This window comes from Amaricoccus macauensis (assembly GCF_014201905.1).
In the GTDB taxonomy this organism is placed as follows: domain Bacteria; phylum Pseudomonadota; class Alphaproteobacteria; order Rhodobacterales; family Rhodobacteraceae; genus Amaricoccus; species Amaricoccus macauensis.
Genome location: NZ_JACHFM010000001.1, coordinates 721,732 through 742,234 on the forward strand (window position 1 = coordinate 721,732; position 20,503 = coordinate 742,234).

The window sequence follows — 20,503 nt, forward strand, 5'->3', positions numbered from 1 at the left end:
TGGCGGAAACCCTATCGGGCAGGAACGCGGGGCCCCGCCAACAGGCGGGGAGAAACCCTCTGACTCACGGGCGAAGCCCGTTCCGCCGGAGCGGAGCCGCAACGGCGGCGTAGCGCCAAGCGCCGGCCGAGTGGGGGCCGGTTGCGGCCCCCCGAGGTTGGCGCTCCCCCTCAACCAGGGTTGATCTCCAGTTGATTATCTTCTGATATCAATAGCTTGCCCCGCCGCGCAACCTGCGCGGCAGGGCCGGACGTCCCTTGCCTCAGATATGGCCCTCCGCCTTCGCCCAGTCGAGCGTCGCATCCAGCGCCGGCCCGACCGCGCCGAAAACCTCGTCGAGCTCCGCCTCGGTGATGGTCATCGCCGGGCAGAACACGATCGAGTCGACCACGGCGCGCGCGATGATGCCGCGATCCTTCAGCTCGCCCACCATCTTCGCGCCGACCTTGCCCGGCTTCGCAAAGCCCTCCCGCCGGCCGTTCGGCCCGAGCTCGAGCGCCCCCATCAGCCCGAGCGAACGCCCCTCACCCACCAGCGGATGGCCCTCGAAGCTCTTCAGATGCGCGGCAAAACGCGGGCTCATCGCCTGCACCACCCGGGGCATGTCCATCCGCTCGTAGATCTCGAGCGCCTTCAACGCCACGGCGCAACCGACCGGATGGCCACCATAGGTGAACCCGTGGCCAAAGGTGCCGATCTTGCCGGAGTTCGCCTCCAGCGCCTCGGCCATCTCGCCGTTGATCGCCACCGCCGACAGCGGCACGAAACCCGCGGTCAACTGCTTCGCCATCGACATGGACGTGGGCTCGAACCCGACCGTCTCGGCGCCGAACCACTCGCCGGTGCGGCCGAATCCGCAGATCACCTCGTCGGTGATCGTCAGGATGTCATGCTTCCGCGCGATCGCCGACATCGCCGGGAAATAGCCCATCGGCGGCACGATGGCGCCGCCCGCCCCCATCACCGGCTCGGCGATGAAGGCCGCGATCGTCTCGGCCCCCTCCGCCTCGATCAGCGCCTCGAACTCCGCCGCGAGCCGCGCCACGAACGCCTCCTCGCTCTCGCCCTCCTGCGCTTCCTTCCAGAAGTGCGGCGTCGAGAGATGCCGGATCCCCGGCATCGGCAGGTCGAAGTCCGTGTGGTTACCCGGCAGGCCGGTCAGCGACGCCGTGGCAAGCGTCGTGCCGTGATACGCCTTCTTGCGGCTGACGATCGTCTTCTTCTGCGGCCGCCCGAGGGCGTTGTTCATGTACCACGCCATCTTGATCTGCGTGTCGTTCGCCTCGGAGCCGCTCGACTGGAAGAACACCCGCGCCATCTGCCCGGGCGTCATCGCCTTCAGCTTCTCCGCAAGCTCGATCGCGGTGTCGTGGCTCTTCCCGGAGAACAGGTGATAGTACGGCAGCCGCTCCATCTGGACCCGCGCCGCCTCGACCAGCTCGGCGTTGCCGAACCCGAGACCCGCGCACCAGAGCCCGGACATCGCCTCGATATAGCTGCGGCCGGACTGATCCCACACCCGCACGCCCTCGCCACGATCGACGATCTGCGCGCCGGTCGTCCGCAGAGCCACCGCATCGGTATAGGGATGCAGCAGCGCCTCGGCGTCGCGCATCTGGAAATTGCTGAGCGGCTGGTTCATCTCGTTTCCCTCCCGGAATCCGCCTGGGGGCAAGCTCGTTCGGCGGATCATGGGCTTGTCGCCTCCTGGTCCGGGTCCCGTACCGAGCTTGCGCATGCCGGGAGCCTACAGGGAGCCCGAGACCGGCGTCCACTGGTTACGCCGAGGCAAAAGGTCCTGCCCGATCGCGGCCACCGCAACGGGCGCGGCAACCTCAGGCGAACGGGTCATAGCTCCCGAACGACCAGACGTTGCCTTCGGGATCACGCGCACTGTAGCCGCGGCCGCCGTAGGACTGGTCCTCCGGTCCGGCGAAGATGTCGGCACCGGCCGCCCGTGCCGCCGCCGCGTGTGCGTCCACGTCATCGAGAACCACGTAAATCGTCTGCGTCACGCCGCCCGCCTCCGCCGGGGTCCTGAGCCGCGCCCGCCCGGCGAAATCAGACGCCTCCGCCGACGCGAGCATGACCATCTGCCCCTCCCGCGTCAGCTGGGCATGAAAGACCCGCGAGGCGTCGTCCGGGTCGGCGTAGACCGCATGCCGCTCGAACCCGAAGGCCTTGCACAGAAAGTCGATCGCCGCGGGCGCATCGGCATAGCGAAGGACAGGAATGGTCGCTGGACGGACCGGCATATCAGGTCTCCCCCTGGTGTTGACCGGAAGGATGATACGCCGCGTCCGTGGCGTGTCTTGAAGCTTTGCGCCGGGCGGCCCCGGTCACTCGCAGACGCCGCCACCATCCGGCAGCACCAGACGGCGCAGTTCGCCCGGTGTCATCCCGGAATAGCGTGACACTTCGCGGGTCAGATGCGCCTGATCGGCATACCCCGCCTCAACGGCGACATCGGCCAGCGAAAGCGTCGGGACGGCCTGAAGCCGATCGGTGAACCGCTCGAACCGTGCGAGCCCGGCGAAGGCGCGGGGCTCGACGCCCATCGCCTGAGCGAACGTCCGCGCGAGCCGCTTGCGGCTCCACCCGAGCTCGGTCGCGAGCGCCTCGACGCGCCGGCCGGCGCGCAGCCCCGCCGCCACGCGGGCTATGGTCGGGCATGGGGTGGCGCCTTCTGCCAAACGCTGCCGGATGCTCCGGTCAAGCAGCAGCCAGCGCGCTTCGAGGTCTCTCTCCTCAAGCAACTGCTCGCCCAGATGCCAGCCACCCCGAACCGACAGGTCCGCGATCGGCACCACCCGGTCGGTGAGATCGGCCATGCTCGTGCCGACGATGCGCGCCAGCGTCGCGAGCGGCGCCCGAAGGTGAATGCCCTCCATCGCCCCGGTCGAACGCGAGAACGAGGTCGCCTGCGACAGGCCCGCGACGAAGCCCTCGCCCGCCCGCAGCCGCACCCGCGCGCCCGTTGCATCGACCAGCTCCAGGTCGCTCGCGAGGTTGATGATCAGCGTGCCTTCCGTCGCCGCCAGTTCCCGCCGCGTGTGGAAGGAGGTCGTCGCCTCCGACCACCAGCCGTAGGCGCGGATATAGGGGGCGAGAGGGGCGGCGGGACTGACATCGACCATCCGCCATCGGTCCGAACCGTCGTCAAAGCATCGCACGCGGGTCAGCCTGTGCATGTTCCGAAGCATGGACGCGTCTCCCGCCATCCGTCCAGCCCCTGCCCGGCGGTCGGTTCAGGCTCCCGCATGTCTGCGGACGGCTCGCGGCTTATCCGATGAAACTCGGGAGACACTCACGTTTCGTCCGGTCGGGCAGGCGCCGGAAGGCGCGGTTGTACAGTCCTTCCCGCACTCGTGGCCCGCGCGAAACAAACTGACTTCCGGGAGGGAGGATGTCTGTTAAGCTGACGAACATTGAACCTGGGGGAGGCAACCGATGCAGAGAACCCGATCGCTGGCGGCGATCTTCGCAGGAGCATCGCTCGCCGCACTGTCGGCGACAGCTGCCGGCGCGGTGAACGTGAACCTCGTCTCGGGCGCCGTTGGTGCCGACATCGCGGTCTATCAGGAGCTGGTCAAGCCCTGGGAGGAGAAGACCGGCAACAAGGTGACCTTCGTCCCGATGCCGGCGTCCACCACCGACCAGTTCGCACAGTACAAGCTTTGGCTGGCGGCCGGCAACGCCGACATCGACGTCTATCTCGTGGACGTGATCTGGGCGCCGCAGCTTTCCGAACAGTTCCTCGATCTCACCGCGGCCTTTGCCCCGGTGACGAACGACCACTTCCCCTCGATCGTGGCCTCGCAGACGGTGAACGGCAAGCTCGTGGCCGCGCCATTCTTCACTGACGCGCCGGCGCTCTACTACCGCAAGGACCTTCTGGAGAAACACGGCGAGAAGGTGCCGGAGACCTGGGAGGAGCTGAGCGCCACCGCAAAGAAAATCCAGGACGCCGAGCGCGAGGCCGGCTCGAAGGATCTCTGGGGCTATGTCTGGCAGGGCGCCGCCTATGAGGGGCTGACCTGCAACGCCCTCGAATGGCTCGCCTCGAACGGCGGCGGCGACATCGTCGAGGCAGATGGCACGATATCCGTGAACAACGAGAACGCCGCCAAGGCCCTCGAGACGGCGGCAGGATGGGTCAACACCATCTCTCCCGGCGGCGTCCTCTCCTATACCGAGGAGGAAAGCCGCGGCGTCTGGCAGACCGGCAACGCTGTCTTCATGCGGAACTGGCCCTACGCCTACGCCCTCGGCAACGGCGCCGACAGCCCGATCAAGGGCAAGTTCGACGTGGCGCCCCTGCCCTCGGGTGGCGGTGACAACACGTCGGCCGCGACGCTCGGCGGCTGGAACCTCGCGGTGTCGAAGTACTCGCCGAACGCCGAGGTGGCGACGGATCTCGTGCTCTACATGACCGGCGCCGAGTTCCAGAAGGGCAACGCCATCAAGGCCAGCCACCTGCCGACCATCCAGTCACTCTACGACGACAAGGATATCGCCGAGGCGCAGCCACTGATCCCGCACTGGAAGGAGATCTTCCTCAACGCCGTGCCACGACCCTCAGCGGCGGCCAAGGTCAAGTACAACGAGGTCTCGAACAAGTTCTGGACCGCGGCCCACGAGGTTCTTTCCGGCAGCAGCACGCCGCAGGACAGCCTCGAACTCCTTGAGGTTGACCTCGACGACCTGAAGGGCAGCGGCTGGTAGCCGTCCCTCCCGGGAGGCTTTCAGCGCCACCCGGGAGCCCGATCGCCTGAGCCTGCGGCCGTCACCCGGCCGCAGGCCATCGAGCAGCGCGGGGGGAGACACGTTCATGGCAAGTATAACGGCCGGACAACCGGAGCCGCAGGCAACGAGACCTGCCCGACGATCCGAGTTGCAGGCGGAGCGGGTGCGCGCGGCGCGGCTCTTCCTTCTGCCGATGCTGGTGGCACTGACGCTGGTGGCGGCATGGCCACTGTTCCGCACCATCTACTTCAGCTTCACCGACACATCGCTCTCCAATATCGGCGCCGGCAAGTGGGTGGGCTTCGACAACTACCTGTCAGTCCGCACGCTCAGCTCCGGCAAGGTGATCACCCGCGGGGTGCTGGTCGATCCGGCCTGGTGGAACGCCGTCTGGAACACCTTCCGCTTCGCGATCATCTCGGTTTCGATCGAGACTGTGCTCGGCCTTCTCGTCGCACTGGTGCTGAATGCCGAGTTCAAGGGCCGCGGGCTCGTCCGCGCCGCCATCCTGATCCCGTGGGCGATCCCGACCATCGTGTCGGCGAAGCTCTGGGCGTGGCTCTTCAATGACCAGTTCGGCATGGTGAACGACATGCTGATGAGTCTCGGGCTGATCGACCACAAGATCGCCTGGACCGCCGATGTCTCGACGGCGATGTACGCGGTGCTGATCGTCGATATCTGGAAGACGACGCCGTTCATGGCGCTGCTCTGCCTCGCCGGCCTGCAGATGATCCCCCGCGACATGTACGAGGCGGCGAAGATCGACGGGGTCCATCCGATCAAGGTGTTCTTCCGGGTGACGCTGCCGCTGGTGAAGCCCGCGCTCATGGTCGCGGTGATCTTCCGGCTGCTCGACGCGCTCCGCATCTTCGATCTGATCTACGTGCTGACGCCCAACTCCTCGGCGACCAAGACCATGTCGGTCATCAGCCGGGAGAACCTCATAGATTTCGACAAGTTCGCCTATGGCTCGGCACAATCGACACTGCTGTTCCTGATCATCGCGCTGGCCGTCATCCTCTACATCTGGCTCGGTCGCGTGGACCTCGGAGGGCAGAAGCAATGAATGTCCTCAAGACGATCCTGTTCTATCTCGCAGTCGTCCTGATCGTCGTGGTCGCGGTGTTTCCGTTCTATTATGCGATCGTTACCAGCTTCAAGACTGGCACGGCGCTCTTTGAAGTGGATTACTGGCCGCGCGAGTTCAACTTCCAGAACTACATCAGCGTGATGCAGCAGGGCGAGTTCCCGCGCAACATCCTGAACTCGATCGTTGTCGCCACTCTCACGGTCGGCTTCGCGCTGTTTCTCGGGGTGACCGCCTCCTACGCGCTCGCCCGCGTGCGGTTTCGCGGCCGCACGCTGCTGCTCCTGACGATCCTCGGCGTCTCGATGTTCCCGCAGATCGCGGTGCTGGCCGGCCTCTTCGAGCTCATCCGCTTTCTCGGCCTCTTCAACACGCCGTGGGGGCTCGTCCTCAGCTACACGATCTTCACCCTGCCCTTCACCGTCTGGGTGCTGACGACCTTCATGCGCGACCTGCCGGTGGAGATCGAGGAGGCGGCGATCGTCGACGGGGCGACGCCGTGGCAGATCATCACCAAGGTGTTCCTGCCGCTCATGTGGCCGGCGCTGGTGACGACCGGTCTGCTTGCCTTCATCGGCGCCTGGAACGAGTTCCTGTTCGCCCTGACCTTCACCTCGTCCAACAGCACCCGGACCGTGCCGGTGGCGATCGCCCTGCTCTCGGGCGCCTCCCAGTTCGAGACGCCGTGGGGCCTCATCATGGCGGCATCGGTCATCGTGACCGTGCCGCTGATCATCCTGGTGCTGATCTTCCAGCGCAAGATCGTCGCGGGCCTGACGGCCGGCGGTGTCAAAGGCTAACCCGGGGGAGCGCGACACATGGCGGAAATTCAGCTCAAGGACGTCCGCAAGTCCTACGGGTCGGTCGATGTCATCAAGGGCGTCGATCTCGAGATCCGGGATGGCGAGTTCATGGTCTTCGTCGGACCCTCGGGGTGCGGCAAGTCGACGCTGCTCCGGCTCATCGCCGGGCTCGAGGACATCACCTCGGGCGATCTGCTGTTCGACGGAAAGCGGGTGAACGATCTCGCCCCGTCGAAACGCGGCATCGCCATGGTGTTCCAGAGCTATGCGCTCTACCCGCACATGAAGGTCTACGACAACATGGCCTTCGGCATGAAACTCGCGAAGGCCGGGCCGGACGAGATCCGCCGGCGGGTGGAGAAGGCGGCGAAGATGCTGCACATCGACCATCTGCTCGATCGCCTGCCGAAGCAGCTTTCCGGCGGCCAGCGGCAGCGCGTGGCGATCGGCCGCGCCATCGTGCGTGACCCGAAGGTGTTCCTGTTCGACGAGCCGCTCTCCAACCTCGACGCCGCACTCCGCGTGGCGACCCGGCTCGAGATCGCAAAGCTTCACCACGAGATGAAGAACGTGACGATGATCTACGTGACGCACGATCAGGTGGAGGCGATGACCCTCGCCGACCGGATCTGCGTGCTGCGCGACGGGCTCGTCATGCAGGTTGGCACGCCGAGCGAGCTCTACGAGCGGCCGAACTCGCTCTTCGTCGCGGGCTTCATCGGCAGCCCGAAGATGAACTTCGTGAACGGCCAGATCGCGCAGGGGTTCAACGCCCACACCATCGGCATCCGTTCGGAGCACATGGTGGTGGACAACGCCGATCCGGTGTGGCGTGGCAAGGTGGTGCACGCCGAAAATCTCGGATCGGACAATTTTCTCTTCGTCGACATCGGCTCGGAAGAGCCGGTTCTGGTGCGGCAGGAGGGCAAGACGGCGATCCCATGGGGCGCGGAAATCGGTGTGCGGCCGCTCATCGAGAACCTGCACCGCTTCGACGAGACGGGCAACCCGATCCGCTGAGCGGCTCCGGCCCGGGGTGGAGGCCTGCAAGGCTTTCGGCGGATCGCGTGAGGCGCTAGACCCGGGAGCATGGCAGGACGCATCATCGAGACCCCCGACGACGTGGCGGAGGGCGCGGCGTATCTCGCCGCCCTCGACCCGCGCTTTTCCCACGCGCTGGAGCTGACCGGCCCGCTGCCGCTCCGCCGGCGCGAGGATGGCTTCGCCACGCTCTTCTCCGCCATCGTCAGCCAGCAGGTTTCGACCGCCTCGGCGGCGGCGATCTGGGACCGGCTGGTCGCCATCGAGGCACACACCCCGGAGGGGGTGGAGGCCGCCACCGACGAGGCGCTCCGCGCTGCGGGCCTCTCGCGCCAGAAGATCGCCTACGGCCGGGCAATCGCCGCCGCCGGGCTCGACTTCGCCGCGCTCCGGGCGATGCCGGACGCGGACGTCGTGGCGGAACTGGTGCGGATCAAGGGCATCGGCCTCTGGACCGCGGAGATCTACGCGATGTTCTCGCTCGGTCGGGCGGACGTTTTCGCCCCCGGCGATCTCGCCCTGCAGGAGGCGGCCGCGCGGCTCTTCGAGCTGCCGGCCCGGCCGAAGGAGAAAGAGCTGCGCGCCTTGGCCGAGGGATGGTCGCCCTGGCGCTCGGTCGCGGCGCGGTTGCTCTGGGCCTACTACCGGGTCAGCGTCGGGCGCGAAGGCGTCCGCTGAACCACAGCGCCGCGAGCACGAGGAGCAGCACCGGCACGACGATCGCCGCGACGAGCCCGAGATGATGCCAGATCCACGGCACGAAGCTGTGGGCATCATGCCCGAGCCGATAGGCGAGCGTGCTCCAGAACCCGACCCAAAGCGCGGCGCCGAGGGCGTTGGCCAGCAGGAAACGCGGCCACGCCATGCCGGTGGTGCCGGCGACGATGCCGTTCAGCTGCCTCAGCAGCACGACGAAGCGGGCAACGACGACCACGAGCGGCCCCCAGCGGGCCGTGACCGCCTCGACCCGGTCGAGGGCGGCATCGGTCACACCGAAGCGGCTGCCATAGCGCACGACCGTGCGGCGGCCGAGCTTCCTGCCGATCAGGTAGCCGATGTTGTCACCGATGACCGCGCCGGCAAAGGCCGCCACCGCCACGGCGCGGATGTCGAGAGCGCCCTGACCAGCCGCCGCCGCCGCGGCGATGACGGCGCTCTCGCCCGGCACCGGGGCGCCGAGGCTCTCGAGGGTGATGATGCCGAAGACCGCAGGAGCGCCCAGCTGGGAAATGAGGTGGTCGACGGTTGCGGCGATGGGCAATGGCGGCTCCGGTCTCGGGGGCGTCCTGGCAGGATAGCCTCACGCGCGGCGGCCGGGGAGCCCGGTTGCAGGCCCGGCGGTTTCCGCCTACCACGATGCCCGAAAAACAACGCGGGAGCCTCCCCATGACCACCCTGACCGGGCCGGAGCGCCCCGCCCTCTCCGGCACTGCCGACAGCATCGTCGTGTTCCTGCACGGCTACGGCGCGGACGGCGCCGATCTGATCGGTCTTGCCGACCCGCTGGCCGAACATCTGCCGTCAACGCGCTTCTTCGCGCCGAACGCCCCGGACCCGTCGGCGGCAAATCCCATGGGCTATCAGTGGTTCCCGATCCCGTGGCTTGACGGCACGCCCGAGGACGCGGCGCGCGCCGCCGCCAAGCGGTCCTACCGACTGCTCGAGGACTGGCTCGACGCCCTGCCCGCTGCAACGGGGATCGGCCCGGAGCGCACCGTGCTCGTCGGCTTCAGCCAGGGGACGATGATGGCGCTCCACGTCGGGTTGCGGCGCGGTGCCGAGCTTGCCGGCATCGTCGGCTTCTCGGGTCGGCTGCTCGACCCGGAGGCGCTCGCGGACGAGATCGTCTCGCGGCCGCCGGTGCTGCTCATCCACGGCGACGCGGACCCGGTGGTGCCATTCGAGAGCCTCGGCCTCGCCGAGGCGGCGCTGACGGCGGCGGGGGTCGAGACCCTCACCCACGTCTCGCGCGGCGTCGGGCACGGCATCGCGCCGGACGGGCTGACGCTGGCGCTTCGCTTCATCCGCGCCCGCTTCGGGCTCGACTGACCGGAGCCCGACTTGGGCGAGCTCGACTGACAGGACCTGAGTGGCGGCGTCAGGGCGCCGCCACGTAGGTGCCGGGCGCATCGCAGAGCACCGGCAGGTGGTGCTCCGGGGCACCCATCGGCGGCAGGGGCCCAAGCGGCCCCGACTGCTGGGCCAGCCATTTGATCCACTCCGGCCACCACGATCCCTGGTGAAGCGGCGCCTCGGCCACCCACGCCTCCGGGTCGCGGTAGGGATCGTGCGCACCCGTCGCGAGCAGGCGATAGTGGCGGCGCGGGCGCCCCGGTTCGGAGACGATACCGGCGTTGTGCCCACCGCTCGTCAGCACGAAGGTGATCGGCCCGTCGAAGCTCAGGTGGATCTTGTAGGCCGAGCGCCAGGGCGCCACGTGATCGGTCTCGGTCCCGACCGCGAAGGTCGGTACCCGGATGTCCGTCAGCGCCACCGGCGAGCCGCTCACCTCATATCGCCCCTCGGCGAGCTGGTTCTCAAGGAAAAGGTGGCGCAGGTAGTCCGAGTGCATCCGGTACGGCAGTCTCGTTGCATCGGCGTTCCACGCCATGAGGTCATTCGGCGCCGGGCGGTCACCGATCAGGTACTCCCGGGTGAGCCGCGACCAGATGAGATCATTCGAGCGCAGGAGCTGGAATGCGCCGGCCATCTGCCATTTGTCGAGATAGCCCTGCCGCCACATCATGTCCTCGAGGAACGCGACCTGACTCTCGTCGATGAAGAGCATCAGCTCGCCCGCCTCGGTGAAGTCGGACTGCGCGGCAAGCAGCGTCACGCTCGCCAGCCGGTCATCGCCATCGCGGGCCATCGCCGCGGCGGCGATGGTGAGGATCGTCCCGCCGAGGCAGTAGCCGCAGGCGTGCACCCGCGATGCCCCGGTGATGGTCTGCGCCACCTGGATCGCCGTCATCTGGCCGTCCCAGAGGTAGTCGTCCAGCCCGAGGCCGCGGTCGCCTTCGCCGGGGTTCTTCCAGGAGATGACGAAGACGGTGAACCCCTGCGCGACGAGGTAGCGCACGAGGCTGTTCGCCGGGCTCAGATCGAGGATGTAGTACTTCATGATCCACGCCGGGGTGATGATGACCGGCTCGGGGTGGACGGCGCCGGTCGTCGGCTCGTACTGGATGAGCTCCATGATGCGGTTGCGAAACACCACCTTGCCGGGCGTCACCGCCACGTCGGTGCCGACGGTGAAGCCCTCCGGCCGTCCCGCACCCTCACCGGCGAAGAGCCGCGCGGCATCCTCGATCCAGTTCTGCGCCCCACGGATGAAGTTGGCACCGCCGCTCCGGTGCGCCGCCTCCAGCACATCGGGGTTGGTGAAGACGAAGTTCGCCGGCGAGAAGATGTCGAGAAGCTGCCGGGCGGCGAAGGAAATCTGCGCCTCGTGCTCCTTCGAGACCCCGCGTACGCCGGTCGTGGCGTTCCACCACCATTGCTGGTTCAGGAGGAACGCCTGATAGAAGAAGTCGAACGGCGGCTGCTGCCAGCCCTCGGTGCGGAAGCGCCGGTCCTGTGGCAGCGGCTCGATGCAGGGGCTGTCGCGGCTCCCGAGCGCCCAGGCCTGCAGGCGCAGGGCCTTGCGGAACGCCTTCTCCATCAGGTCGAGACGCTTGCCGGGCGAGGCCGCAAGATGCACCGCCCAGTCGCCCCACGCGTTCAGCATCGCCGCGGGCGAGAGCCCGAGGGTCATCCGCGCGACGGTGGCATGGAGCGCCCGGTCGAGGGCGGCGCCCCGCTCGGGGTCGGCCGACGCAGCCTGCGCGGGCGGCAGCGCCCGGGCTTTCGGCACCCGGCGCTCTGACACTGGCTCCGTCCCGGCCGGGGACTGGGGCGGCGAGGCGGCGGCAGCGGAGGCGGAGGCCGCCTTCGGCTCTGCCGGCCGGCGCCGGCGCCGGCGCGGGCCGGCGTGCTCCTCGCCCCGATCAGGCATCAGGACCGCTCAGCCTCAGCGCCAGCAGGAACCGACTCGGGCACCGGCGCCGCCTTGGGAGCGGCAGCGTCCGACGTCGCAACCTCGGGCTTCGCGGCCTCGACCTTCGCGGCTTCCGGCTTCGTGGCCTCGACCTTCGCGGTTTCCGGCTTCGTGGCCTCGACCTTCGCGGCTTCCGGCTTCGCGGCCTCGACCTTCGCGGCTTCCGGCTTCGCGGCCGCGACCTTCGCGGCTTCCGGCTTCGTGGCCTCGACCTTCGCGGTTTCCGGCTTCGCGGCCTCGACCTTCGCGGCCTCAGATACTGCGGCCACCGGCGCGGCAGACTTCGGGGCGGCAGCCTTCGGCGATGCCGTCTTCCGCACCGCACTCCTCCGCGCGGTCTTCCGCACTACCGGTTCGGGGGCGACCAACTCGGCCTCGACACCCGGCATCGGCGGGGTCAAATCGGCCATCGGGCTCGGGGTCACCTCGGCAACCGCCGAAGCCGCCGCCTGCGCGACCTCGGCGCCGTCCTGAACGGATTCCCGCACGTGCTGGCCGTAGATCCCGGCGAAGGAACCGAGGTTGTCGGTGTATTGCTTGACCGTGCGTTCGAGATAGCGGCTCCAGACCGCCATCTGCTCCTGCAGGGTCGACGCCTGAGAAAGCGCCCGCAGGGTGTCGCGGTTGTCCTCGAGGCGGGCGCTGGCAAAGCGGAACCCCTCGCCATACAGCCGCTCGATACGCTCAAGCGCCAGCCGATGCGCAGCAACCGCGACCCCGAGCCCGTCCCGGGTTTCGGCGGCATCAACGACGGCAGCGGCGGCACTCTGCGACTTGGAGGCGGGAGGCGTAGGCCGGGAGACCTGTGCGTTCATTTCACTCTCCTTCAAAGGTGGACCGGGACGCCTGTGGCGCCGCCGGCCATCTCATGGAAATCAGCGGAATCGGCGGCCCGAGACATGACGGGCAAGCCTTGCTAAGGCAAGAGGACCAGGCGCTGCAAGACACAACTTCTGGTAGAAACATTCCATTCAGCCCGCCGGACCGGCCGCGGCATAGATCATGTCGATCAACCGCTGATTGCCTCGCGACATTTCCAGCGTGCAGGGATAGGGCGCGCCGTCGAGCAGGCTGGCGTTGAAGGCGTCGATCTGCGCCCGGTACTGGTCCGAGCGCGGGAAACGCTCGAAGACGGTGCGCGCGTCACTGTTGCGAAGCTCGATCACCGGGTCACCATACGCCCCGGCGTTGAACGGCGCGTGCACCGAGAGCCAACCCTTGTCGCCGTGGAACGTCATGATCTGCCGCGGCGCGAGCCGCATGGAGACGTAGAAGTCGAGGGTGAAGTCGGGGAAGTCGACGACTGCCCGGGCCGCGGCATCGATGCCGCCGTCCCAGTCGATGCTGGCATAGGGCACCGCCGTCGGCTCGGCGCCGGTGACGAAGCGCGTCGAGATCGCCGGATAGACGCCGATGTCGCGCAGCGCGCCGCCGCCGAGCTCGGGCATGTTGCGGATGTTCGCCGGATCGGGGTTGTAGAAGCTGAAGGCGCCCTGCACCGCACTCACCCGGCCGATGGCGCCCTCAGCCACCAGCTCCTTCGCGCGGATCCACTGCGGGTGATGCGTCACCATGAAGGCTTCGACCGCGAGCAGACCGGTGCGGTCGCGAAGCTCGATCAGGCCGTCGATCTCCTCGGCTCGAAGCGCGATCGGCTTCTCGCAGAGCACGGGCTTGCCAGCCTCGAGGCATTTGCGCGTCCAGGGGACGTGCGCGTCGTTCGGCAGGGGAATGTAGATCGCATCCACGTCCGGATCGGCGAGAAGCGCATCGTAGTCGTCATGAAGGCGGACGCCCGGTCCGTAGGGTGCGGCGAGGGCAGCGGCCTTTCCGGGAGTGCGACTCGCGACCGCGGCGAGCTCGCCCCGGTCGCTCAGATGGATGCCGGGCACCACCCACTCGCGGGCGATCTTGCCTGCGCCGAGGATCCCCCAGCGCACGCGATCCTTCGTCATGTCGACCTCCCCTCGTGTTCTTATGACTGCTACCTAGGCATTGCTCCGGGACGAAGCAACGGGAGGAACCTCTGGTGCCCGAAATGGATACGCTGAGACTGCCTGCGGAGGGCGGATGCCGCTGTGGCAAGGGTGCGATTTCGCATAACGGCGCCGCCGCTCTTCACGTCCGCCTGCCACTGTCGCGGCTGCCAGAAGATGACCGGAGGGCCGTATTCGCTGAGCGTCGCCATCCCCTCGGAGGGCTTCGAGGTCACCGAGGGCGAACCGGTGATCGGCGGGATGCACGCCGAGCCGCAGCACTTCTTCTGCGGCTGGTGCATGAGCTGGCTCTTCACCCGGATCCCGGGCGTCGACTTCTTCGTGAATGTGCGCGCCCCGATGCTCGACCATGCGGATTGGGCCGTACCGTTCATCGAAACCTGCACCTCGGAGGCCCTGCCCTGGGCGCTGACCGGAGCGCGCCACGCCTATCCCGGTTTCCCGCCGATGGAAGATCTCGGGGCGATCCTCGCGGCCTACCGCTCTGCGACCGACGGCTAGCGCGTTATCCGGTGCCATCGCGACACCCCTAGGACATCCCCCGATCGCCGGCGGCCGGTGCGGCGTAGGCCTCGACGCCGGTAAAGATCACATCGGCGACCATCGGGCCGTGTCGGGCCGCGAGGCTTGCGATGATCGCGCCGCGCCGCCGGTCGGCTTCGGCGAGGTCGAGACTGGCGCCCTCCGGCAGCACCGCGTGAACGACGATGTAGGCGGTGCGCCCCGGACGGGTCGCACGCACGAAGAGGCGACCGATTGGCAGCCCGGCGAGGGCGGCTTTCACACGCGCCTCCATGTCGGCGACGATGGCCGCGTCCGGCGCCCGGTTCAGCAGCGCGAAAAGACCGCCAAGCGCCATGCGCACCGGAATCGCGATGGAGAGCAGCACGACGAGGGCGACCATGGCCGGATCGACGAGCGCGGCGGCGCCCGCGTGGCCGCCGCGCTCGAGCAGCGTGGCGAGCACGAAGCCGGAGAGCACGCCGCCCGAGACGATGGCGTTCACCGTCCAGTTCTCGACGTCAGCGGCGACGAGCGGGCTCGGGCGGGCGCGGTTCTCCCGGCGCAAGATGAGCGCGACCACGGTGCAGGCGACCGTGGCCGCGACGGCGTAGAGGATCGCCGGCCCGAACGCGACGGCGCGCCCGCCGGCGGCGACCGCGGCCACCGCATCGACGAGGGCAAAGAGCGAGACCCCGAGGATCAGCAGCCCCTTGCCGGTGTTGATCAGCGGCTCGAAGAACATGTAGCCGAACGGATAACGCGCATCGTCCGGCCGGGCGACGAGCGTCGAGACCCGCAGCGCCAGCAGCGCCGTCGCGAAGAAGCAGAGGTTGAAAAGACCGTCGAGCAGGATCGCGCCCGATCCGGTCAGGAGCGCCGCCGTCGTGCCGACGAAGCCGAGTGCGAGCGCGGCGCCCGCCGAGAGGCCGAGGGCGCCGCGCTCGGTCATGCTTCAGCCCGCGATCATTTCGGCCTGCCTCACGATCACCTGCGCCTGCCGAACCGAGGCGAGGTCAATGAGGCGGCCCTTGTAGACCGCGGCCCCCTGCCCCTTTTCATCGGCCTCCTTCATGGCGGCGAGGATGGCGCGGGCCTCGGAGACCTGTTCCTCCGAGGGCGTGAAGACGGAGTTCGCGAGCGCGATCTGCTTGGGATGGATCGCCCACTTGCCGACCATGCCCAGGGTGGCGGAGCGCCGCGCCTGAGCGAGGAAGCCGTCGTCGTCGGAGAAGTCGCCGTAGGGCCCGTCCACCGGCAGGATGCCCGCCGAGCGGCACGCGGCGACGATGGCTGCGGTGACACCGTGCCACGGGTCGCCGTAGACCCGGTCACGCGGCCCCTCCAGCTCCTTCGGCGGCAGCATGTAGTAGTTTTCCTGAGTGCCACCGATGCCGGTGGTCTGCATCCCCATCGATGCGGCGAAATCCGCGGCGCCGAGGCTCATCGCCTGCATGCGCGGGCTCGACGAGGCGATCTCGGCGACGTTGCGGAAGCCGAGCGCGGTCTCGATGATGACCTCGAAGCCCACCTTCTTCTTCCGGCCCTTCGCCATCTCGATCGCCGAGGCGAGCGCGTCGACAGTGTAGATGTCCTTCGCGTTGCCGGCCTTCGGGATCATGAAGAGGTCGATGCGCTCACCGGCCTGCTCGAGGACGTCGACGACGTCGCGATACCAGAACTCGGTGTCGAGGCCGTTGATCCGCACCGAGAGGGTCTTCTTGCCCCAGTCGATGTCGTTGATCGCCTTGATGATGTTCGCCCGCGCCGCCGCCTTGTCGGCCGGCGCGACCGAATCCTCCAGGTCGAGGTTGATCACGTCCGCCTCGGACGATGCCATCTTTGCGAAAAGCTCAGGCCGGGAGCCCGGGCCGAAAAGCTGGCAACGGTTCGGGCGGGCGGGCGCGGTCGGCGGGACGGTGAAGCTCATCGGCACTCCGGGGTGCTAAGGACAGGTCCGGAGCTTGATAGTTGCCCCCAGATGGAGCGTCAACGCAAGAATATTGCGCCGCAACAAGGGGCCGGTAAGCCCGAGGCGCGCGGGATCAGAGGTCCAGCGTCTCGATCATGCGGGCGGCCTCGACCGAGCAGGGCGGCAGGGTCGAGTTGTCCTCGCCCGGAAAGAAGCGGCCCCGAAGGGCGGTCGGCATCGGGTTCGGGTGGAAAAGCTCGACCTTCGGCCCGAGCTGCACCGTCTCCGCCGCCCAGGAGCGCACCAGCGCCTCGGCGGCCGCCTTGGTCGCACCATAGGCGCTGTAATAGGGCTGACCTGCGCGCGTGTCGGCGGCATAGACGAAGCGCCCGCCCGGCCGGGCCAGAAGGAGCGGCGCCATCATCACGATGAGCCGCTCGGTACCCTTGAAGTTCACCTCGACGCTGGTGTCGAAGTCCTTGTCCGAGAGGTGCGGGACCGGCGTCAGCGGCGCGGCGTGAGCGGCGCAGTGCACCACGAGCGCGAGGTGGCCCCAGCGCTCGTGCAGCGCCAGCCCGAGCCGCTGCAGGCCGGCGGTATCCGTGAGCGAAACCGGCACGAGCGTCGGAGACGGCCCGCCATCGGCCTCGATGGCATCGGCAAGCGCTTCGAGCCCGCCCACGGTCCGGGCGAGGGCGATCACATGATCGCCGCGCGCGCCAAGCGCCCGGGCGACGGCATAGCCGAGGCCACGGCTGGCCCCGGTCACGAGCACGAGCCGCGGCTCGGCAGCGGGCGTGGAAGCGTCGGTCAAGCCGGAACCTTGAGTTTGAAGCCGCGTTGGATCCCATCCGACGGGCGGACCGGATAGTCGCCCGAGAAGCAGGCGTCGCAGAACTGTGGCTGGGCCGGATTGCGGCCCCCCTCCTGCTCGCAGGCGCGATAGAGGCCGTCGAGCGAGACGAATTTCAGGCTGTCGACGCCGACATAGTCGCGCATCTCTTCATCGCTCATGTTGGCGGCGAGGAGCTTCGAGCGGTCGGGCGTGTCGACGCCGTAGAAGCACGGCCACATGGTGGGCGGCGAGGCGATGCGGAAGTGTACCTCCGCCGCGCCCGCGTCCTCCAGCATCTCGCGGATCTTGCGGCTGGTGGTGCCGCGGACGACCGAGTCGTCGACAAGGATCACCCGCTTGCCGGCGATCAGCGCGCGGTTGACGTTGAGCTTCAGCCGCACGCCCATGTTGCGGATCTGCTCGCTGGGCTCGATGAAGGTGCGGCCGACGTACTGATTGCGAATGATCCCCATGGCATAGGGGATGCCGCTTTCCTGGCTGTAGCCGATGGCCGCCGGCGTTCCGGAATCGGGCACCGGACAGACCAGATCGGCCTCGACCGGCGCCTCGCGCGCGAGCTCGACGCCGATCCGCCGCCGGGTCTCGTAGACCGACTGGCCGCCGATCACGCTGTCGGGCCGCGAGAAGTAGATCTTTTCAAAGACGCAGAAGCGCGGCTGGCGGCGCGGGAACGGGAAGGCGCTCTCGACGCCCTGCGGCGTGCAGATCACCATCTCGCCCGGCTCGATCTCGCGGACGAACTCGGCGCCGATGATGTCGAGGGCGCAGGTCTCGGACGCCAGCACCCAGCCGTCGCTCAGCCGGCCCAGCATCAGCGGCCGCACGCCGAGCGGATCGCGCACGCCGATGAGTTTCGAACGCGTCATGGCGACGATCGAGAACGCGCCCTCGACGAGACGCAGGGCATCCTTCATCCGCTCGGGGATCGACCGTTGCATCGAGCGGGCCATCAGGTGGATGATGCACTCGGTATCCGAACTTGACTGGAAGATCGAACCGCGGCCGATCAGCTCCTCGCGAAGCGCATTGGCGTTCGTCAGGTTGCCGTTGTGGGCGATCGCCGCGCCGCCCATGGCGAACTCGGCGAAGAGCGGCTGGACGTCGCGAATCTGCGTCCCGCCCTTGGAACCGGCGGTGGAGTAGCGCACGTGGCCGATGGCAAGCTCGCCCGGCAACGTCTCCATCAGCGAGGCGGAGGTGAAATTGTCGCGGACATAGCCGAAGCGGCGTTCGGACGCGAAGCCTTGCTTCGGATCATAGGCGACGATGCCCGCCGCCTCCTGACCGCGATGCTGGAGGGCGTGCAGGCCGAGCGCGACGAAGTTCGCCGCCTCCTGGACGCCGATGATGCCGAAAACGCCGCACTCCTCGCGCAGCTTGTCGTCGTCGGACTGATGGACAGGCAGGGACATGGCGCAGCGGTTCCGGGGAGAACGGGTTCGGCCGCTATATAGGACGCACTCGCAGCATTGTCACGAGGCCGTCACCGTCACGCGATGTCTCAGCGGCAACTGGACATGAGCGACGCATACCGGCTGGCAATCCACTGCGGCGCGTCGGCCGGCAGCATGGCGGCGATGCGCGCCTCAAGGCCGGCAAACACCGAAATCGAGTGGCTGTTGTCGATCTGCGGCACGCCGGAAGCGCCAAAAACCCGATTGTAGACCACGAGCGCGATCACCACGAGCAGCACACCGCGCACGACCCCGAAGAGAAAGCCAAGGCCCTGATCGACGGGGCCGAGCGCGGATCCCTGCACCGCGCCGGCGATGAACGGGGTGATCAGCGAGATGATGACAAGCGCGATCACGAAGACCACGGCGAATCCCGCGAGGATGCCAAGCTCGCAGCTGGTGCCGAGCACGTCGCGCAGGAACGGGATCTCGCGGATGAGCGGCTCGACGGCCGGCGCGAAGGCGAAACCGGCGAAGGCCGCGACGATCCAGCCGATGATCGACAACGATTCGCGTACCAGCCCGCGCGCATAGGCGAGGATGGCGGAAATGACGATCACGGCGAGGACGATGCCGTCGACAAGGGTGAAGCTCTGCATGGATCCTCAAGCTCAGCTATCGGTCGATTGGGCCGAAGCACTTGTCCATGAAAGCATTAAGATCTGCAACCGGGTCGATGTCGATGCCCGGAGCCGTCGGCAAAGCGGTGCGCTCGGGCACCAGCGCCGAGGCGAATCCGAGCTTCGCCGCCTCGCGCAGCCGCGCTTCCGCCTGCGCCGCCGGCCGGAGCGCGCCCGAGAGGCTGACTTCGCCGAAGATGACCGCGTCGCGAGGCAGCGCGATGTCCTGCCGGGCCGAGACGAGGGCCGCGGCAACCGCGAGATCCGCCGCGGGCTCGGAGATGCGCAGACCGCCTGCGACGTTCAGGTAGACATCCGAGGGGCCGAAGCCGATGCCGCAGCGTGATTCGAGGACGGCGAGAACCATGGAGAGGCGGCCCGAATCCCACCCCACCACCGCACGACGGGCGGTTCCGAGGGGTGACGGGGCGACGAGCGCCTGAATCTCGACGAGAACCGGACGGGTCCCTTCGATCCCGGCGAAGACCGCCGACCCGGGCGCCGCCGCCTCGCGCTCCGACAGGAAGAGCGCGGACGGATTTGCGACCTCGGCGAGCCCGGCCCCGGTCATCTCGAAGACGCCGATCTCGTCCGCCGGCCCGAAGCGATTCTTCACCGCGCGGAGGATGCGGAAATGGTGCCCGCGCTCGCCCTCGAAGTAGAGCACGGTGTCGACCATGTGCTCGACGACGCGCGGGCCGGCGATCTGGCCTTCCTTGGTGACGTGGCCGACGAGGACGACGGCGATGCCGCGGCGCTTGGCGAAGGTGACGAGCTCGTGAACGACGGCGCGCACCTGCGCCACGGAGCCAGGCGCGCTGTCCACATGATCGGACCACATCGTCTGGATCGAATCGATCACCGCGAGCCCCGGACGCTCGGCTTCGAGCGTCGTCAGGATGTCGCGAAGGTTGGTCTCGGCGGCGACCCTGACAGGCGCATCGGTGAGCCCGAGGCGCGCGGCGCGCATGCGGATCTGACCGGTCGCCTCCTCACCCGAGACGTAGATCGCCGGTGCGTCGCGGCCGAAGGCAGCCGCGGCCTGCAGGAGCAGGGTCGACTTGCCGATGCCCGGATCACCGCCGACGAGGGTGGCGGACGCGGGCACCAGCCCACCGCCAAGCACCCGGTCGAGTTCACCGATCCCCGAGAACGCGCGCGGCAGCGGCGGCTCCGACGCCGCGAGGTCGCCGAGGGTGATGCGCCGGCCGCGCGCCGGCCCGAGCGACTTCGCGCCCGGCCCCTCGGCCAGCCCGGCTTCCTCGGAAATGGTATTCCACGCGCCGCAGGCATCGCAGCGGCCGGACCACTTGGCGTGCGCCGCCCCGCAGGCGGCGCAGACGAAGGTGGGGCGTCGGCTCATCGGTCGGCTGGTCTCCGGGCTCGGCAGGGCGGCGGGATGATCACCGCGAAGCGTCGCCGGTTCAAGCGCGGTCGCCGCGACGAT

General features: G+C 68.3%; 20 protein-coding genes. 7 read left to right on the top strand and 13 right to left on the bottom strand.

Annotated features, from left to right (window positions below):
• Positions 1-262: 262 nt before the first annotated feature.
• The 3 genes from HNP73_RS03525 to HNP73_RS03535 form a co-directional block, all read right to left on the bottom strand.
• On the bottom strand, positions 263-1,642 hold the full coding sequence (locus HNP73_RS03525; RefSeq protein ID WP_184147165.1) for an aminotransferase: 1,380 nt from the start codon (positions 1,640-1,642) through the stop codon (positions 263-265).
• 193 nt (positions 1,643-1,835) lie between these two features.
• The gene (locus tag HNP73_RS03530) at positions 1,836-2,255 is read right to left on the bottom strand and encodes a VOC family protein (protein WP_184147168.1); all 420 of its coding nucleotides are present in this window, start codon (positions 2,253-2,255) and stop codon (positions 1,836-1,838) included.
• 84 nt (positions 2,256-2,339) lie between these two features.
• Positions 2,340-3,203, bottom strand: a complete 864-nt coding sequence (locus HNP73_RS03535) for an AraC family transcriptional regulator (RefSeq protein WP_184147170.1) — start codon at positions 3,201-3,203, stop codon at positions 2,340-2,342.
• A 247-nt stretch (positions 3,204-3,450) separates the two neighbouring features.
• Here HNP73_RS03535 and HNP73_RS03540 point away from each other — a divergent pair, with 247 nt between their 5' ends.
• The 5 genes from HNP73_RS03540 to HNP73_RS03560 all read left to right on the top strand — a co-directional run bounded on the left by HNP73_RS03540 (position 3,451) and on the right by HNP73_RS03560 (position 8,358).
• The gene (locus HNP73_RS03540; protein WP_184147172.1) at positions 3,451-4,725 is read left to right on the top strand and encodes an ABC transporter substrate-binding protein; all 1,275 of its coding nucleotides are present in this window, start codon (positions 3,451-3,453) and stop codon (positions 4,723-4,725) included.
• Positions 4,726-4,831: 106 nt separating this feature from the next.
• Complete coding sequence (locus HNP73_RS03545) at positions 4,832-5,815, top strand: carbohydrate ABC transporter permease (RefSeq protein ID WP_184147174.1); 984 nt, start codon at positions 4,832-4,834, stop codon at positions 5,813-5,815.
• Positions 5,812-6,636 carry a carbohydrate ABC transporter permease gene (locus HNP73_RS03550; protein WP_184147176.1) on the top strand — a complete coding sequence of 275 codons (825 nt, stop codon included), beginning with the start codon at positions 5,812-5,814 and terminating at the stop codon, positions 6,634-6,636. The genes HNP73_RS03545 and HNP73_RS03550 overlap by 4 nt, the downstream gene beginning before the upstream one ends.
• Positions 6,637-6,654: 18 nt before the next feature.
• The gene (locus HNP73_RS03555; RefSeq protein ID WP_184147178.1) at positions 6,655-7,659 is read left to right on the top strand and encodes an ABC transporter ATP-binding protein; all 1,005 of its coding nucleotides are present in this window, start codon (positions 6,655-6,657) and stop codon (positions 7,657-7,659) included.
• 69 nt (positions 7,660-7,728) lie between these two features.
• Positions 7,729-8,358 (top strand): DNA-3-methyladenine glycosylase family protein, encoded by a 630-nt coding sequence (locus tag HNP73_RS03560; protein ID WP_184147180.1) that lies wholly within the window; start codon positions 7,729-7,731, stop codon positions 8,356-8,358.
• On the opposite strand, the gene HNP73_RS03565 is transcribed toward HNP73_RS03560, so the two are convergent.
• Entirely contained in the window at positions 8,330-8,941 is a 612-nt protein-coding gene (locus HNP73_RS03565; protein ID WP_221288158.1) for a DedA family protein, read from the bottom strand. The two genes, HNP73_RS03560 and HNP73_RS03565, sit on opposite strands and share 29 nt — an antisense overlap.
• Positions 8,942-9,066: 125 nt before the next feature.
• Here HNP73_RS03565 and HNP73_RS03570 point away from each other — a divergent pair, with 125 nt between their 5' ends.
• Positions 9,067-9,729 (top strand): alpha/beta hydrolase, encoded by a 663-nt coding sequence (locus HNP73_RS03570; protein ID WP_184147182.1) that lies wholly within the window; start codon positions 9,067-9,069, stop codon positions 9,727-9,729.
• A 49-nt stretch (positions 9,730-9,778) separates the two neighbouring features.
• Here the strand turns inward: HNP73_RS03570 and HNP73_RS03575 are convergent, their stop codons facing one another.
• The 3 genes from HNP73_RS03575 to HNP73_RS03585 form a co-directional block, all read right to left on the bottom strand.
• Positions 9,779-11,548 (bottom strand): PHA/PHB synthase family protein, encoded by a 1,770-nt coding sequence (locus tag HNP73_RS03575; protein ID WP_343063191.1) that lies wholly within the window; start codon positions 11,546-11,548, stop codon positions 9,779-9,781.
• 125 nt (positions 11,549-11,673) lie between these two features.
• On the bottom strand, positions 11,674-12,531 hold the full coding sequence (locus tag HNP73_RS23600; RefSeq protein WP_184147186.1) for a phasin family protein: 858 nt from the start codon (positions 12,529-12,531) through the stop codon (positions 11,674-11,676).
• Positions 12,532-12,687: 156 nt separating this feature from the next.
• A complete protein-coding gene (locus tag HNP73_RS03585; RefSeq protein WP_184147188.1) occupies positions 12,688-13,671 on the bottom strand; it encodes a Gfo/Idh/MocA family protein in 984 nt (327 codons plus the stop codon).
• Positions 13,672-13,803: 132 nt separating this feature from the next.
• Here HNP73_RS03585 and HNP73_RS03590 point away from each other — a divergent pair, with 132 nt between their 5' ends.
• The gene (locus HNP73_RS03590; protein ID WP_484477027.1) at positions 13,804-14,214 is read left to right on the top strand and encodes a GFA family protein; all 411 of its coding nucleotides are present in this window, start codon (positions 13,804-13,806) and stop codon (positions 14,212-14,214) included.
• A gap of 28 nt (positions 14,215-14,242) precedes the next feature.
• Here the strand turns inward: HNP73_RS03590 and HNP73_RS03595 are convergent, their stop codons facing one another.
• The 6 genes from HNP73_RS03595 to radA all read right to left on the bottom strand — a co-directional run bounded on the left by HNP73_RS03595 (position 14,243) and on the right by radA (position 20,419).
• Positions 14,243-15,166 (bottom strand): cation efflux transmembrane domain-containing protein, encoded by a 924-nt coding sequence (locus HNP73_RS03595; RefSeq protein ID WP_184147190.1) that lies wholly within the window; start codon positions 15,164-15,166, stop codon positions 14,243-14,245.
• A 3-nt stretch (positions 15,167-15,169) separates the two neighbouring features.
• The gene (locus HNP73_RS03600; RefSeq protein WP_184147192.1) at positions 15,170-16,144 is read right to left on the bottom strand and encodes an HpcH/HpaI aldolase/citrate lyase family protein; all 975 of its coding nucleotides are present in this window, start codon (positions 16,142-16,144) and stop codon (positions 15,170-15,172) included.
• 115 nt (positions 16,145-16,259) lie between these two features.
• The gene (locus HNP73_RS03605; protein WP_184147193.1) at positions 16,260-16,940 is read right to left on the bottom strand and encodes an SDR family NAD(P)-dependent oxidoreductase; all 681 of its coding nucleotides are present in this window, start codon (positions 16,938-16,940) and stop codon (positions 16,260-16,262) included.
• The gene (gene purF, locus HNP73_RS03610) at positions 16,937-18,394 is read right to left on the bottom strand and encodes an amidophosphoribosyltransferase (RefSeq protein WP_184147195.1); all 1,458 of its coding nucleotides are present in this window, start codon (positions 18,392-18,394) and stop codon (positions 16,937-16,939) included. Before purF ends, HNP73_RS03605 begins: the two co-directional genes overlap by 4 nt.
• A gap of 89 nt (positions 18,395-18,483) precedes the next feature.
• The gene (locus tag HNP73_RS03615; RefSeq protein ID WP_184147197.1) at positions 18,484-19,035 is read right to left on the bottom strand and encodes a CvpA family protein; all 552 of its coding nucleotides are present in this window, start codon (positions 19,033-19,035) and stop codon (positions 18,484-18,486) included.
• Between the two features lie 16 nt (positions 19,036-19,051).
• Entirely contained in the window at positions 19,052-20,419 is a 1,368-nt protein-coding gene (gene radA, locus HNP73_RS03620; protein WP_184147199.1) for a DNA repair protein RadA, read from the bottom strand.
• Positions 20,420-20,503: the final 84 nt, after the last annotated feature.

Coding starts and splice junctions, on each gene's coding strand:
- HNP73_RS03525 (WP_184147165.1), bottom strand. CDS start 1,642: ATGAACCAGCCGCTCAGCAATTTCCAGATGCGCGACGCCGAGGCGCTG.
- HNP73_RS03530 (WP_184147168.1), bottom strand. CDS start 2,255: ATGCCGGTCCGTCCAGCGACCATTCCTGTCCTTCGCTATGCCGATGCG.
- HNP73_RS03535 (WP_184147170.1), bottom strand. CDS start 3,203: ATGCTTCGGAACATGCACAGGCTGACCCGCGTGCGATGCTTTGACGAC.
- HNP73_RS03540 (WP_184147172.1), top strand. CDS start 3,451: ATGCAGAGAACCCGATCGCTGGCGGCGATCTTCGCAGGAGCATCGCTC.
- HNP73_RS03545 (WP_184147174.1), top strand. CDS start 4,832: ATGGCAAGTATAACGGCCGGACAACCGGAGCCGCAGGCAACGAGACCT.
- HNP73_RS03550 (WP_184147176.1), top strand. CDS start 5,812: ATGAATGTCCTCAAGACGATCCTGTTCTATCTCGCAGTCGTCCTGATC.
- HNP73_RS03555 (WP_184147178.1), top strand. CDS start 6,655: ATGGCGGAAATTCAGCTCAAGGACGTCCGCAAGTCCTACGGGTCGGTC.
- HNP73_RS03560 (WP_184147180.1), top strand. CDS start 7,729: ATGGCAGGACGCATCATCGAGACCCCCGACGACGTGGCGGAGGGCGCG.
- HNP73_RS03570 (WP_184147182.1), top strand. CDS start 9,067: ATGACCACCCTGACCGGGCCGGAGCGCCCCGCCCTCTCCGGCACTGCC.
- HNP73_RS23600 (WP_184147186.1), bottom strand. CDS start 12,531: ATGAACGCACAGGTCTCCCGGCCTACGCCTCCCGCCTCCAAGTCGCAG.
- HNP73_RS03585 (WP_184147188.1), bottom strand. CDS start 13,671: ATGACGAAGGATCGCGTGCGCTGGGGGATCCTCGGCGCAGGCAAGATC.
- HNP73_RS03595 (WP_184147190.1), bottom strand. CDS start 15,166: ATGACCGAGCGCGGCGCCCTCGGCCTCTCGGCGGGCGCCGCGCTCGCA.
- HNP73_RS03600 (WP_184147192.1), bottom strand. CDS start 16,144: ATGAGCTTCACCGTCCCGCCGACCGCGCCCGCCCGCCCGAACCGTTGC.
- purF (WP_184147195.1), bottom strand. CDS start 18,394: ATGTCCCTGCCTGTCCATCAGTCCGACGACGACAAGCTGCGCGAGGAG.
- HNP73_RS03615 (WP_184147197.1), bottom strand. CDS start 19,035: ATGCAGAGCTTCACCCTTGTCGACGGCATCGTCCTCGCCGTGATCGTC.
- radA (WP_184147199.1), bottom strand. CDS start 20,419: ATGAGCCGACGCCCCACCTTCGTCTGCGCCGCCTGCGGGGCGGCGCAC.